We start from the raw sequence: 13,867 nt of genomic DNA on the forward strand, positions 1-13,867 counted from the left end.
CGCGCTCTCCGGAGTGCCGGTGGCCGGGCGCGTTTCGCGCATCGCGGCGACGCGCAGGCGCCGCGCGCGGATACCGGTCGTCCGGCTCCGCGCGGTTAGGCTGCACCCCGCCGCCGTCGATCGGCAGCGGCGGACCGCCGAGCGCGAGGGGCACAGGTGCTGCACATTCGGGTGATCTGCCCGTCCGATTCGACCGACGCCGTGCTCGCGGCGCTGCGCGCCGAGGCCGGGGCGACGCTGGTGACGGTGCAGCGCGGGGCGGCCGTGGAACCGGCGGGGGATCTCATCGAGGCCGAGATCGCGCGCGAATCCGGCAATGACGTGCTGCGAATGCTCAAGCGCCACAATGTGGAACGCACCGGCGGCATCGTGATCGAACCGCCGGGCACCGTCTTGTCGGCCGCAGCGCAACGCGCGGTGGAGGCCGCGCCCGGCGATCCCTCCGACGCGGTGGTGTGGGAGGGCCTGGTCGCGCAGACGCACGAGGAATCGACGCTCAATCCGACATTCCTGGCGTTCATCACCATCGCGTGCCTGCTGGCCGTGGTCGGCGTGGCCACCGACTCGCCGGTCACCATCGTCGGCGCGATGGTGGTGGGCCCGGAGTTCGGGCCGCTGGCCGCCATCGCGGTCGCCTTGGTACGCAGGAACTTCCGCCTGGTCCGGCGATCCGCGCTGGCGCTGCTGGTGGGCTTCCCCTTCGCCATGGCCGTCGCCGCGCTGGCCTCGCTGCTGTTCGAACGCCTCGGGTGGATCACCGTGAACAGCATCGACGACATCCACAATGTGGATTTCATCTACGAGGTCGGGCCGTTCTCGCTGGTGGTCGCGCTGCTCGCCGGAGCGGCGGGCATGCTGTCGCTGGTCACCGCCAAATCGGCGGCGCTGGTGGGCGTTTTCATCTCCGTGACCACCATTCCCGCGGCCGGGTTCGCGGCGGTGGCGGCCACCATCGGCGAATGGCACAAGGCGTTCATGTCCATCGGGCAGCTGGGGGTGAACATGGCCGGGATCGTGGTCGCGGGCATCATCGTGCTGCAACTGCGGCCCCGGCACGGGAGCGAGGGCGGGCCGCTGATGCGCTTGCGGCGCTGGTGGGTCGACGCCAACGAGTGAGCGCCGCAAGCGGTTCCGTCAGTAGTGCGCGACCAGGCCGCCGGTGAGGGTGCGGTAGGCGTAGGTGATGGCCATGGCCGTCACCGGGCCGGCGACCAGCAGGCCGAGGCCGCACAGTAGCGCGCCGATCGCGGTGATCACCATGACGGCCAGCGCCAGCAGCGCGATCTGGGCCGGATTGCGGATGACCAGCTGTGCGCTGGACTTGATGGCGGTGAGCGGATCCTGGTCCTGATCGATCACGAAATGCAGTGCGAACATGCACAATACGCCGACGATCACCACCGGGAACACGCAAAGCAGCGAGGCGATCAGCGCCGCCACGAAGACGATGAGCGCGGTGATCAGCACATTGCCGGCGTTCACGAAACCGAAGAAGGCCGGAAAATCCGGTGGGGTGCCGTCGGTTTCGTAGAGCGCGCCGCGGATCATGGCGGCCTGCAACAGCCACACCACCAGCGAGGCCACCGCGAACAGCAGCAGCACCGCCGACAGCGACTCCACCTGCACCAGGTTCACCAGCAGCGTGACCACCAGCCAGGCGATCAGGCCGATGAGCACCATGCCGACCCAGGGCAGCGGATTCAGGCGGAAGCGGTTCCAGCCGTAGTAGATCGCGTGACCGACATCGAGGCTGGGGCGTTGCTGGACCGGTGCCGGCGGTGGGGTCGTACCGGGTGCGCCGGGTTGATAACCACCCTGCTGCGGTATGTCCGATTGGTCCGATCCAATCGGGACGGTCGCGGGCGGAACCGTGCCCTGGCCGCCGTATCCGGGCGGCGCCGCACCCGGCGAATGCGAACCGGATGGTTGCTGGGAAACGGGATAACCACCGCTCGCCGCGCCCGAATGCGGGGGCATGGACGGCGGCGGTTCCACCTGCTCGCTGCCGTACTGCGCCGCGCCCGGACCTTCGAACTGCGGGTATCCGGCCAGGCCGGGCATTTCGTGCCGGCCGTGCCCGGGGCCTTGCGCGCCGGCGCCGGAATGCGGTGCGGGCTCGGGGTTTTGGTGCTGCCCCGGAGCGCCCGGATACTGCCTGCCACCGCGCTCTGCGGGCGGTTCGCCGGAGGGATCCCGTGGTGCTGAGGGCGGCGTGCCAGTCATGGTCACAAGCCTTTCACATTTCCCGGTTTACGGTGTGGCGCACGGCAGTTGAAGATGAGACAACTAGACGGTCCTGGTTGTGTCAAGCAACCAGCGCCGCGTGGGCAAACCCTTCACAAAGACACGCCGGACGACGCGCGAAAGGTTGCGCAACCGCTCGCTGAAAGTGACCTGATGCGAGTAACTTGGGATCCGATGACCGCACTATTGGCCGAACGCGCCGCCGAAGTCGTGTCCGCGGCACAACAGTTGCTCACAAAGCGAATGGGTGCTCCGGTAAAGCTGAGCGATCCGATGGAACTCAGCGGCAGTGGTAGGACGACGGTGCTACGCGTCCGCGTTGCAGAGAATGCCTTTTCACTTCCACGCACCTTGATAGTCAAGCAGGTGCGCGGCGCTGCGAAGGATCGACGCACCGGAGGCATGGCACCCGGAGTCGCCAGCATCGACTCCGCTTTCCTCCGGGAAGCGGTGTCCTACCAATTCACCACCGCACTGGGACGTGACCATCGACCCGGCGCCTACCTATTGGGCTACAGCCTGCCCGAACGCCTGCTCATCCTGAGCGACCTCGGTGAGAACACCTCACTCACCGCGGTGCTGCAGGCTGGGATCGAGCCCGCCGGGCGCAATGCCCTGATGGCATTCGCGCAGGCGCTGGGCCGCATGCACGCCGCCACCGTCGGCCGCGAAGCCGACTTCGTCGCCCTGCTACGCCGGGTCGATGTGGTGCACCGCGTCGACGGCATCGCCCAGCAGGCCGAATCCGCCGTGGCCGAAGTGCCGATCATGCTGCAGCGGGAAATGGGCATCGAGGTGCCCGGGGAGATCGCCGAGCGCATCGTGCGCGGCAACCGGCTGTTCTCGGCCGGCCGCTACCGCGCGTTCAGTCCGTCCGACCTGTGCCCCGACAATGTCATCCTCAACGAGGAGGGCGCGCGGTTCCTCGATTACGAGTGGGGCGGCTTCCGGGACGCCACCCTCGATATCGCCTACGCGCTGGTGTCCTTCCCCGGCTGCCTCTGCGATTTCGAGCTCTCCCGCGAACGCGCCCGGCAGATGGTCGAAGCCTGGCGCTCGGAAGTGGTGGCGGTCTGGCCCGCGCTCGCCGACGACGAGGTGCTGGCCGAACGCATTCTGGAAGCCCGGCTCATCTGGGTGTGGCTGTCCACCTTCTGGTTCCTGCCCGCCGATCACACGCGCATCGCCGCGGCTCGCGAACACGGACTGTCGATTCCGCGCTCGGCCGCGCTGATCAATCGCTGGGCCGCGCTCGCCGAGGACGCCCGCTGCACCGGTGACGACACCCTGGGCGATTTCGCCGAGCACGTGTCGGCCACCCTGGAGGAGCACTGGGAGGAGTGATTCCCGCCGCCGGAGTCGTGACCACCGGCGATCGAGACGACGAAGGCCGGGACCACCGCAGCGGTCCCGGCCTTCTTCCATGTTCGATGGTTCAGACCATCGGCGCGGTGCGCGGCTCGATACGGCCGCCGCGCCGGACCGCGAACGAAGCGGCGTGGCGCACACCGGTATTCGGATCGGCGACATCGGTGAGGTAGTACCAGTCCATCTGCGCCTGCTCGGCATCGACGTGCAGCACGCCGTAGCCGTGCGAATCCAGTTCGGCGTAGCGGATGTGGCGATTCACGCCGGTGATGGCGGTTTCCGCGGCCACCGCGCCGGTGCGTGGCGGCACCTTCATCATGTCGCCCATGGACTGCGAGGTCACCGACGGCACCACGAACTCCACGCCCGCGGTCTGCCCGGCCGGATAGACGCCGGCGTCCACCGGCACGTCCGAGGCCCAGGAGGTGTGGATGTCACCGGTCAGGAAGACCACGTCCGCGACATTCGAATCGGTGATGGCGCGCAACAATTTCCGGCGATCGGCGGCGTATCCGTCCCATTGATCGGCATTGGCGATGATGCCCTCGCGCGGCAGCCCCAGCAGCTGGGTCAGCGCCGCGGAAGCGTCCGGATCCAGCGGCGGGAACTCCAGCGGCGCGATCATGACCGGATTGCCGACCAGCTTCCAGGTCACCGGGGCCGAGGTCAAACCGGCGGTGAGCCAATTCATCTGGTCGACGCCGGTAATGGTGCGATCCGGATTGTCGACCTGCGGCCAGCCCGGGCCCGCCTTCACTTCCTGGCTGCGGTAGCTGCGCAGGTCCAGCATCGACAGCTCGGCCAGGGTGCCGAACCGCAGTCGCCGGTAGATGCGCTTGTCCGCGCCCGCGCGGATCGGCATCCACTCCATATAGGCCTGGAGTGCGGCGGCCTTGCGGGTCTGCCAATCGCCCTCGGTGGCGGGCTGATGGTTGTTCGCGCCACCCGACCAGGCGTTATCGGCGGTTTCGTGGTCGTCCCAGGTGCAGATGAAGGGCAGCCGGGTGTGCAGGTCGGCCAGATCCGGGTCGGTCTTGTACTGCGCGTGCCGGATTCGGTAATCGGCGAGGGACACGATTTCGTGCTCGGGTTCGTGCCAGCGCACCGCGCCGTTGCGGCCGCCGTATTCGCCGCGCGGGTATTCGTAGAGGTAGTCGCCCAGATGCACGATGGCGTCCAGATCGCCGCGCGCTGCCAGATGGCGATAGGCGCTGAAGTAACCGGCCTCCCAGTTCGCGCAGGACACCACGCCGAGGCGGACGCGTTCGGGAGTCGCGGAATCGGCGGGCGCGGTATGAGTGCGGCCCACGGGCGAGGTCTGCCCGGCCGCGGTGAATCGGTACCAGTAGTCGGTCCCGGCGCGCAGGCCGGACACGTCCACCTTGACGGTGTGGTCGGAATCGGCGGCGGCCGTGACATTGCCGGAGGCCGCGATATTCGCGAAGGATTCGTCGGCCGCGACCTCCCAGCGCACCGGCACCGCCGCGCCCTGGCCCGAACCCGGCGCGGCGTCCTCCGACGGCGTGACGCGGGTCCAGATGATCACGCTGCCCGGGAGTGGATCGCCCGAGGCGATGCCGTGCCGGAAGACCGGTGGGTTCTCGGCCGCGGCCCGGCCGGAAGTGCTGATCAGGGTCGCTGCGGCAGCCGCGGTTCCGCCTTTGAGGACGGTGCGGCGCGAGGTGACGATCTCACGGAATGGCACGACGACGATCTCAGCCCATCGGCACCCGGTAGGCAAACTGGACAGATGAACAGTTGATAACAAGGCGTGTCGGTGTAAACACGCGGGCGCGGTACGGCGATCTTGGTCATGTGTACGGCTATCGGGAGATGTGCGACCGGTTCGAACGCAGTCACCTCGGGTTGCCCCCGATCCCGGAGCGCTTCGTGCCCGAGCTGCGCCGGCTCGGTGAATGGGCATACGCGACACGGGATATCGACCCGGTGAGCATGTACATGTTCGGGACGTATCTCGACGAGGCGGTCACGGACCGGCCGGGCGACTATGTCGCGGTGTCGCATGCCGGGCACGGCAGCAATTCCTATGCCATCACCTATCAGGCCGTGCTCGGGTCGGTCGCGCTGTACGCGCAGGCCGGATACGGCGGTATCCACAGCAATCCGGTGGGTGACGCTTTCCGGGTGCGCCGCATGTTCAATGCCTGCGCGCAGCTCGTCGACGCGGCCGAAGCCGCGCCGGTCTGTCCCCGATATCGGCTGATCGTCTGTTTCAGCGACTTCCGTGGCCACAGCTGCGAATGGCGGACCGTGCCCGGCGGCGCCGACTGCCCGGCCGTGCCCGCCGCCGACGTGCTCCCGCCTGGCTGGTCGGCGCCCGAAGTCGATCCGATGGTGGTGCTCGGCGCGGCCGCCCGCGCCCTGCGCGCACACCGTCCGTGCGCCGGGAGCGGCCGCGACACCGAATCTGTCGTGCCCGGACGGTAGCGTCGCCCGGGTGAGTGACGGTTTGTTCGATGCACCGGGCGCGGAGGCGGTGCCCGAGGAGTTCGCGGCGAGTGTGCCGAGGGGTGACGACCGGTTCGCGCCGTTGGCGGTGCGCATGCGGCCGCGCACCCTCGACGAAGTGGTCGGCCAGCAGCATCTGCTCGGCCCGACCTCGCCGCTACGCCGTTTGATCGAAGGTTCGGGCGCGGCGTCGGTGCTGCTGTTCGGCCCGCCCGGCACCGGCAAAACCACTCTCGCCTCGCTGCTCTCGCAGGCGACCGGCCGCCGTTTCGAAGCGCTGTCCGCACTCTCGGCCGGCGTGAAAGAGGTGCGCGCGGTCATCGACATCGCGCGTCGCCGCCTCACCCACGGCGAGCAGACCGTGCTGTTCATCGACGAGGTGCACCGCTTCTCCAAGACCCAGCAGGACGCCCTGCTCGCCGCGGTCGAGAACCGCATCGTGCTGCTGGTGGCCGCCACCACCGAGAACCCGTCCTTCTCGGTGGTCTCCCCGCTGCTCTCGCGTTCCCTTGTGCTGCAACTACAGTCGCTCACCGAGTCCGACATCCGCACCGTCCTGACCCGCGCCGCCGCCGACCCGCGCGGCCTGGGCGGCGATTACGAGATCACCGACGAGGCCTACGACCACATCATCCGCATCGCCGGCGGCGACGCCCGCCGCGCCCTCACCGCCCTGGAAGCCTCCGCCGAATCCTCCCTGGACGGCAAGGTCGGCGTCGAGGTCGTCGAGGCCAGCGTCGACAAGGCCGCGGTCCGCTACGACCGCGCCGGCGACCAGCACTACGACGTCATCAGCGCCTTCATCAAATCCCTCCGCGGCTCCGACGTCGACGCCGCCGTCCACTACCTCGCCCGCATGCTCAGCGCCGGCGAAGACCCCCGATTCATCGCCCGCCGCTTGATGATCCAAGCCAGCGAAGAAGTAGGCATGGCCGACCCCATGGCCCTGCAAACCGCCGTAGCCGCCGCCCAAGTAGTCCAACTGGTCGGCCTCCCCGAAGCCCAACTGGCCCTCACCCAAGCCACCATCCACATCGCCACCGCCCCCAAATCCGGCGCGGTAGTCAAAGCCATCGGCGCCGCCACGTCCGACATCTCCGCCGGCAAAGCAGGCGCCGTCCCCCCACACCTCCGCGACGGCCACTACCAAGGCGCCGCCGCCCTCGGTAACGCCCAGGGCTACAAATACCCCCACGACCACCCCGACGGCGTCCTCACCCAGCAATACCCACCCGACGAACTAGTCGGCACCGACTACTACCACCCCACCGACCACGGCTACGAACGCGAAGTAGGCCCCCGAGTCACCAAGCTGCGACGCATCGTTCGCGGTAAGTGACCGCGTTCGCGTGCCGAGCCGGACTCCTCTCGCGGAAGGAACGGACTGCCGGCTCGCGGCCGCGGAGCCGACGAATTCGAGCCTAGGTTCGCGGTGCGGTGAATGTCCGGTTATCTGCGGAGACGGGAGAGGAGTTCGGTGTGCCGCCGCGCGGGTGTTCCCGTTCAGGCGGTGAACAGGCCGTGCTCGCGGGCGATCTTTTCGATCTCGGCTGGGGTGCCGGCCATGATGGCGCGCACGTGTTCGGTGACCAATTCGACTGGCCAGTTCCACCAGGCGGCGGCCAGCAGGCGGGCGATGTCCTCGTCGGAGTAGCGCTGTTTCACCGGGTGGGCCGGGTTGCCGCCGACGATGGTGTAGGGCGGGACGTCGGTGGTGACCACCGCGCCGGTGGCGATGATCGCGCCGTCGCCGATCCGCACGCCGGGCATGATCAGGGTGTTGTAGCCGAACCAGACGTCGTTGCCGATCACGGTGTCGCCCTTGGAGGGGATCGAGGTGATGATGTCCATGGTTTCCTCGGCCCAGGTGCCGCCGAAGATGGTGAAGGGGAAGGTGGAGACGCCGGCGGTGGGGTGGTTGGCGCCGGCCATGATGAAGCGGGTGCCGGTGGCGATCGCGCAGTATTTGCCGATGATCAGCTTCTCGGGGCCGAAGGCGTAGAGGACGTTGTTGGTCTCGAACTCGGTCGGAGCCACCGGGTCGTCGAAGTAGGTGTAGTCGCCGACTTCGATATTCGGCGAGGTGACGTGCGGTTTCAGGAAGACGGTGCGGTGGGCGTGGGGGAGCGGGAAGGGCGCCAGTGGGTCCGGGATCACAGTCACCCCGGCGATGGTAGCCATCGCCCGGTGGTGGGTGGAAAGTCCCTGCACCGGGACCGGTAGGCTGGATACCTGTGCAGACCCACGAGATTCGACGGCGCTTCCTGGAGCATTTCGTACGAGCCGGACACACCGAGGTACCGAGTGCTTCGCTGATCCTGGCCGACCCCAACCTGCTGTTCGTCAATGCGGGCATGGTCCAGTTCGTGCCGTACTTCCTCGGTCAGCAGACCCCGCCCTTCGCGACCGCGACCAGCGTCCAGAAGTGCGTGCGCACCGGCGATATCGAGAATGTCGGCGTCACCACCCGCCACAACACCTTCTTCCAGATGGCGGGCAACTTCAGCTTCGGCGACTACTTCAAGCAGGGCGCCATCGAGCGCGCCTGGTCGTTGCTCACCAATAGCGTCGAGGACGGCGGCTACGGCTTCGACCCCGAACGCCTGTGGGTCACCGTCTACCTGGACGACGACGAGGCCGAGCAGATCTGGCTGAAGCTGGGCGTGCCGCCCGAGCGCATCCAGCGCCGCGGCATGGCCGACAACTACTGGTCCATGGGCATCCCCGGACCGTGCGGCCCCTGCTCGGAGATCTATTTCGACCGCGGCCCGGCCTACGGCAAGGAAGGCGGCCCGGAGGCCGACGAGGACCGCTACCTCGAAATCTGGAACCTCGTGTTCATGCAGAACGAGCGCGGCGAGGGCCGGGGCAAGGACGACTTCGAGATCCTGGGCCCGCTGCCCAAGAAGAACATCGACACCGGCATGGGCGTCGAGCGCGTCGCGTTCCTGCTGCAGGGCGTCGACAACGTGTACGAGACCGACCTGCTGCGCCCCATCATCAGCAAGGCCGAGGAATTGACCGGCCGCAGCTACGGCGTCGAGCACGCCGACGACGTGCGCTTCCGGGTCATCGCCGACCACGCCCGCACCGGCGCGATGCTGATCGCCGACGGCGTGAACCCCGGCAACGACGGCCGCGGCTACGTGCTGCGCCGCCTGCTGCGCCGCATCGTGCGCTCGGCCCGCCTGCTCGGCGCGGACAAGCCGGTCATGGGCGAGTTCATGAAGGTCGTCAGCGATCTCATGGCCCCCTCGTACCCGGAACTGGCCACCGATTTCAAGCGCATCGAAACCGTCGCCGTCGGCGAGGAGAGCGCGTTCCTGCGCACCCTGGCCACCGGTTCCAAGCTGTTCGACGATGCCGTCAACGAGGTGAAGGCGCACGGCGGCAAGACCATCGGCGGCACCGAGGCGTTCGCGCTGCACGACACCTACGGCTTCCCCATCGACCTGACCCTGGAGATGGCCGCCGAAGCGGGCCTCGAGGTCGACGAGTCCGGCTTCCGCGCGCTCATGGCCGAGCAGCGCAGCCGCGCCAAGGAGGACGCGCACGCCCGCAAGCACGCGCACGCCGACCTGACCGTCTACAAGGAATTCGTCGATCGCGGCGCCACCGAGTTCACCGGTTTCGACGAACTGTCCACCGAGGCAACGGTTCTCGCGCTCATCAAGGACGGTGTGCGGGTCCCGGTCGCCGAGGCCGGCACCGATGTCGAGGTCATCCTGGACCGCACCCCGCTCTACGCGGAGTCCGGCGGCCAGATCGCCGACCGCGGCGCCATCACCTCCTCGCACGGCGCGAAACTGCGCGTCAACGACGTGCAGAAGATCGCCAAGACGGTGTGGGTGCACAAGACCACCGTCGAGGCCGGTCAGCTCACCGAGGGCGACACCGTGCTGGCGGGCGTGGATCCGGGCTGGCGTCGCGGCGCCACCCAGGGCCACTCCGGCACCCACATGGTGCACGCCGCGCTGCGACAGGTGCTGGGGCCCAACGCCGTTCAGGCCGGTTCGCTCAACAAGCCCGGCTACCTGCGCTTCGACTTCAACTGGCAGGGCGCGCTCAGCGAGACCCAGAAGAACGAGATCGAAGCCATCTCCAACGACGCGGTGGCCGACGACTTCCAGGTCAACACCTTCATCACCGACCTGCCGTCCGCCAAGAAGATGGGCGCGATGGCCCTGTTCGGCGAGAACTACGGCGACGAGGTCCGCGTGGTGGAGATCGGCGGCCCGTTCTCGATGGAACTCTGCGGCGGCACCCACGTGCAGCACTCCTCGCAGATCGGCCCGATCACCCTGCTGGGCGAATCCTCGGTCGGTTCCGGCATCCGCCGCGTCGAGGCGTTCGTGGGCCTGGACTCCTACAAGTACCTCGCCAAGGAGCGCGCGCTGCTGGCCGGCGTCGCCTCCTCGCTGAAGGTGCCGAGCGAGGACGTCCCGGCGCGGGTCGAGCAACTCGTCGAACGCCTGAAGGTTGCCGAAAAAGAGCTGGAGCGCACCAAGATGGCCGCCGTGCTGTCGAGCGCGGGCACTTTCGTGGAGAACGCGCAGCGCGTCGGCAAGGTGCTGCTGGTCGCCGCCGCCGCGCCGGAGGGCGTGGGCGCGGGCGATCTGCGCACCCTGGTCATGGATATCAAGGGCCGCTTCGGTTCCGAACCCGCCGTGGTGGTGCTGCTCGGCAATGCCGACGGCAAGGTGCCGTTCGTGGTGTCGGTGTCCAAGGCCGCGCAGGATCTCGGCTTCAAGGCCGGTGACCTGGTGGGCGCGTTCGGTCCGTCGATCGCGGGCCGCGGCGGCGGCAAGCCGGAGCTGGCGCAGGGCGCGGGCTCCGATCCGTCGGGCATCGAAGCCGGTCTAGCGGCCGTGCGGGCGCGGGTGGCCGAGCTCGCCGGGTGATGAACCCTTCCGAACCATCGGACAGCGCGGGCGTTTTCGAAGGCGCCCGCAAACCCGCCGAGCCGGACGCGCGGTTCGTCACCGATCGTCCGTCGCCGGCCGAGGATCCCGGTCGCGGCCGGCGCCTCGGCATCGATGTGGGCACCGTGCGCGTCGGTGTCGCCTCCAGTGATCCGGACGGCGTGCTCGCCACCCCGGTGGAGACGGTGCCGCGCGCCAAAAAGGTCGCACCGGGCACTCTCGCGCCCGATTTGGCCCGCATCGCCGACTTGGTACGCGAATATGAGGCCGTGGAAGTGATCGTCGGCCTGCCGCGCACATTGCGCGGAGAGAGCGGCTCTTCGGCTAAGCTGGCGGCCACCTTCGCGGGACGTTTGCGGGCATTGATCGATCCGGTGCCGGTGCGACTTTCCGACGAACGTTTGACTACGGTGTCTGCTGCACGTGCATTGCGAGACAGCGGAGTTCGCGCTCGCGGGCAGCGGCAGGTCATCGATCAGGCGGCCGCCGTGTCGATCCTGCAAGGATGGTTGGACGAACGGAGTGCGCAATTGAAGCCGCGCGGTGATGGTGATAGTGCATGACCGATCGCTGGACCCGAGCCGAGGAACGCTACCGTCAGAACGCTGAACGGCGTTACCGCCGTGACGATCTGGACTGGTCCGAGGCCGACGACTACGAGGACGACACCACCGTCATCCCTCGCTACGAGGACGATGACGAGGAGGACTTCCACGGCTACGACGACGAGCACGGCTACGTCGACGAACCACCCCTGGAACCGGAACCGCGCCGCCGGGCCGCGCCGCAACGCGCCGACGCCGGTCGCCGTCCGGCCACGCGCGGCAGTGGCGGGCGGGGCGGCTCGTCGCGCTCGGGCGGCTCGCGCAAGCGTTCCCGGGTGGCCTCGCGCAAGGCGGCCGAACGCAAACGGCGGCGGCGCAATCTGTGGATCATCTCCGGCGTCTTCGCCGTGATGTTCCTGGGCGCGGCCGGTTTCGCGGCGTGGAAGTTCATCGGCGGGTTCGCCCCCGCCGCCGACTACGACGCCGGTTCGGCCGGTCCGATCGCGGTGATCCAGGTGAAGTCCGGCGACACCGCCACCGAGATCTCCAAGACCATGGCCGACAAGGGCATCGTGGCCAGCAGCGCCGCGTTCTACGAAGCGGCCGTGCGGAATTCGAACATGAACTCCGTCCAGCCCGGCTATTACGCGATTCCCAGCCACAGCCCGGCCGCCGAAGCCGTCACCGCCTTGGTGGGCAAGGGTTCCCGGGTCGGCAATGTGGTCATCTCCGAGGGCCGGCAGCTGCACGACTCCAGCGATGTGCACACCGGGGCGCGCAAGGACGGCATCTACCGCAAGATCGCCGAAGCCAGTTGCGTCGGCGCCGGTACCGCCGCCAAATGCGTGACCTACGAGCAGCTGGACGCGGCCGGCACCAATACCGATCCGGTGGCCCTGGGCGTGCCGTCCTGGGCGCTCGACCGGGTGAAGGCGGTGCCGGATCGCAGCCGTCAGCTCGAGGGCCTGATCCGCGCGGGCACCCTGGATTTCGATCCCAGCGGCAATGCCGAGCAGATCCTCAAGCAGCTGGTCACCGACAGCGCCGCAAGCTACGAGGCCACCGGCCTGGTGCAATCCGGCGGCGCCAACGGCCTCAAGCCCTACGACACGCTGATCGGCGCGTCGCTGGTGGAGCGGGAAGCCCTGCCGCAGGACATGTCCAAGGTGGCGCGGGTGATCGTGAACCGGCTCGCGGTCGATCAGCCGCTGCAGTTCGACTCCACCGTCAACTACACCCTCGACAAGACCGAGGTCGCCACCACCGACGCCGACCGGGCGCGCAAGACCCCGTGGAACACCTACGCCATGGCCGGTCTGCCCGCCACACCCATCTCCGCGCCGTCGCTGGATGCCTTGCGCGCCATGGAGAATCCCCTGGCCGGTCCGTGGCTGTACTTCGTGACCATCGATAAGCAGGGCACCACGTTGTTCACCGAGGACTACAACGAGCACCTGCGCAATATCAAGAAGGCCGAGCAGAGTGGAATTCTCGACAGTGGGCGGTGAGGTGCGCCGGGCCGCCGTGCTGGGCAGCCCGATCTCGCATTCCCGATCGCCGCAGCTGCATCTGGCGGCGTATCGGGCGCTGGGCCTGGACTGGACCTACGAGCGCATCGAATGCACCGGCGAGCAACTGCCCGGACTGGTCGACGGTCTCGGCCCGGAATGGGTCGGGCTGTCGGTGACCATGCCCGGCAAGGTCGCCGCGCTCGCCTATGCCGACGAGCGCACCGACCGGGCCGAACTGGTGGAATCGGCGAATACGCTGGTGCGCACCGATTCCGGATGGCGCGCCGACTGCACCGATGTGGACGGGGTGCGCGGCGCGTTGCAGGGCGCGGGCGTCGAGGAGATCGAACGCGCCATGGTGCTGGGCGCGGGCGGGACGGCGCGTCCGGCGCTGCTGGCGCTGGCCGAACTCGGCGCGCACACCGTGACCATCGTGGCGCGGGACAAGGGGCGGGCCGCCGACACCCTGGAATTGGCTGAGCGCCTTGGTCTTTCGGCCGAGGTCATCGACTTCGATCCCGACGGCCTGACCTTCGTGTGCAGTGAGGTGGACGCGGTGGTCAGCACCGTTCCCGCCGAAGCCGCTGCGGCCGTGGCGGATTCGATCGCGCTGGCGCCGGTGGTGCTCGACGCCATCTACAATCCGTGGCCCACGCCGCTCGCGGAAGCCGTTGCGCGCGCCGGACATACCGTGGTCAGCGGCTTGCAGATGCTGTTGAACCAGGCGTACGGCCAGGTCGAACAGTTCACCGGCAAACCCGCGCCGCGCGCGGAAATGGCTGCCGCACTGGCGGAATAGTCTCACCAT

The 13,867-nt window shown here is 68.5% G+C and carries 11 protein-coding genes; 8 read left to right on the top strand and 3 right to left on the bottom strand.

Annotated features, from left to right (window positions below):
- Positions 1 to 156 precede the first annotated feature (156 nt).
- The gene (locus LTV02_RS06450) at positions 157 to 1,116 is read left to right on the top strand and encodes a DUF389 domain-containing protein (RefSeq protein WP_233038963.1); all 960 of its coding nucleotides are present in this window, start codon (positions 157 to 159) and stop codon (positions 1,114 to 1,116) included.
- A gap of 18 nt (positions 1,117 to 1,134) precedes the next feature.
- Here LTV02_RS06450 and LTV02_RS06455 read toward each other — a convergent pair whose 3' ends face one another.
- The gene (locus tag LTV02_RS06455) at positions 1,135 to 2,223 is read right to left on the bottom strand and encodes a DUF2189 domain-containing protein (protein ID WP_233038964.1); all 1,089 of its coding nucleotides are present in this window, start codon (positions 2,221 to 2,223) and stop codon (positions 1,135 to 1,137) included.
- A 195-nt stretch (positions 2,224 to 2,418) separates the two neighbouring features.
- Between LTV02_RS06455 and LTV02_RS06460 the strand changes: the two genes are divergently transcribed.
- Positions 2,419 to 3,588 carry a phosphotransferase family protein gene (locus LTV02_RS06460; RefSeq protein WP_233038965.1) on the top strand — a complete coding sequence of 390 codons (1,170 nt, stop codon included), beginning with the start codon at positions 2,419 to 2,421 and terminating at the stop codon, positions 3,586 to 3,588.
- A 91-nt stretch (positions 3,589 to 3,679) separates the two neighbouring features.
- Here LTV02_RS06460 and LTV02_RS06465 read toward each other — a convergent pair whose 3' ends face one another.
- Positions 3,680 to 5,326 carry an alkaline phosphatase D family protein gene (locus LTV02_RS06465; protein ID WP_408639391.1) on the bottom strand — a complete coding sequence of 549 codons (1,647 nt, stop codon included), beginning with the start codon at positions 5,324 to 5,326 and terminating at the stop codon, positions 3,680 to 3,682.
- A 176-nt stretch (positions 5,327 to 5,502) separates the two neighbouring features.
- Between LTV02_RS06465 and LTV02_RS06470 the strand changes: the two genes are divergently transcribed.
- Together LTV02_RS06470 and LTV02_RS06475 are read left to right on the top strand one after the other, a co-directional pair.
- Entirely contained in the window at positions 5,503 to 6,060 is a 558-nt protein-coding gene (locus tag LTV02_RS06470) for a hypothetical protein (RefSeq protein WP_233038968.1), read from the top strand.
- 10 nt (positions 6,061 to 6,070) lie between these two features.
- Complete coding sequence (locus tag LTV02_RS06475; RefSeq protein ID WP_408639338.1) at positions 6,071 to 7,420, top strand: replication-associated recombination protein A; 1,350 nt, start codon at positions 6,071 to 6,073, stop codon at positions 7,418 to 7,420.
- Positions 7,421 to 7,584: 164 nt separating this feature from the next.
- Here LTV02_RS06475 and LTV02_RS06480 read toward each other — a convergent pair whose 3' ends face one another.
- The gene (locus LTV02_RS06480) at positions 7,585 to 8,262 is read right to left on the bottom strand and encodes a CatB-related O-acetyltransferase (protein ID WP_408639339.1); all 678 of its coding nucleotides are present in this window, start codon (positions 8,260 to 8,262) and stop codon (positions 7,585 to 7,587) included.
- Positions 8,263 to 8,315: 53 nt separating this feature from the next.
- Between LTV02_RS06480 and alaS the strand changes: the two genes are divergently transcribed.
- From alaS to LTV02_RS06500, 4 genes are read left to right on the top strand one after another with little or no spacing between them, the layout of a single operon-like run.
- Positions 8,316 to 10,982 carry an alanine--tRNA ligase gene (alaS, locus tag LTV02_RS06485; protein ID WP_233038972.1) on the top strand — a complete coding sequence of 889 codons (2,667 nt, stop codon included), beginning with the start codon at positions 8,316 to 8,318 and terminating at the stop codon, positions 10,980 to 10,982.
- Positions 10,982 to 11,566, top strand: coding sequence for a Holliday junction resolvase RuvX (ruvX, locus tag LTV02_RS06490; protein ID WP_067713439.1), 585 nt, complete (start codon positions 10,982 to 10,984; stop codon positions 11,564 to 11,566). Before alaS ends, ruvX begins: the two co-directional genes overlap by 1 nt.
- Positions 11,563 to 13,056, top strand: a complete 1,494-nt coding sequence (locus LTV02_RS06495) for an endolytic transglycosylase MltG (RefSeq protein WP_233038974.1) — start codon at positions 11,563 to 11,565, stop codon at positions 13,054 to 13,056. Before ruvX ends, LTV02_RS06495 begins: the two co-directional genes overlap by 4 nt.
- On the top strand, positions 13,031 to 13,858 hold the full coding sequence (locus tag LTV02_RS06500; protein ID WP_233038976.1) for a shikimate dehydrogenase: 828 nt from the start codon (positions 13,031 to 13,033) through the stop codon (positions 13,856 to 13,858). The genes LTV02_RS06495 and LTV02_RS06500 overlap by 26 nt, the downstream gene beginning before the upstream one ends.
- Positions 13,859 to 13,867 lie beyond the last annotated feature (9 nt).

Origin of the sequence: Nocardia yamanashiensis (assembly GCF_021183565.1) — a bacterium.
In the GTDB taxonomy this organism is placed as follows: domain Bacteria; phylum Actinomycetota; class Actinomycetes; order Mycobacteriales; family Mycobacteriaceae; genus Nocardia; species Nocardia yamanashiensis.

Excerpts from the sequence above, each read along its gene's own strand:
- LTV02_RS06455 (WP_233038964.1), bottom strand. The coding sequence starts at position 2,223 with ATGACTGGCACGCCGCCCTCAGCACCACGGGATCCCTCCGGCGAACCG.
- LTV02_RS06460 (WP_233038965.1), top strand. The coding sequence starts at position 2,419 with ATGACCGCACTATTGGCCGAACGCGCCGCCGAAGTCGTGTCCGCGGCA.
- LTV02_RS06480 (WP_408639339.1), bottom strand. The coding sequence starts at position 8,262 with ATGGCTACCATCGCCGGGGTGACTGTGATCCCGGACCCACTGGCGCCC.
- ruvX (WP_067713439.1), top strand. The coding sequence starts at position 10,982 with ATGAACCCTTCCGAACCATCGGACAGCGCGGGCGTTTTCGAAGGCGCC.
- LTV02_RS06495 (WP_233038974.1), top strand. The coding sequence starts at position 11,563 with ATGACCGATCGCTGGACCCGAGCCGAGGAACGCTACCGTCAGAACGCT.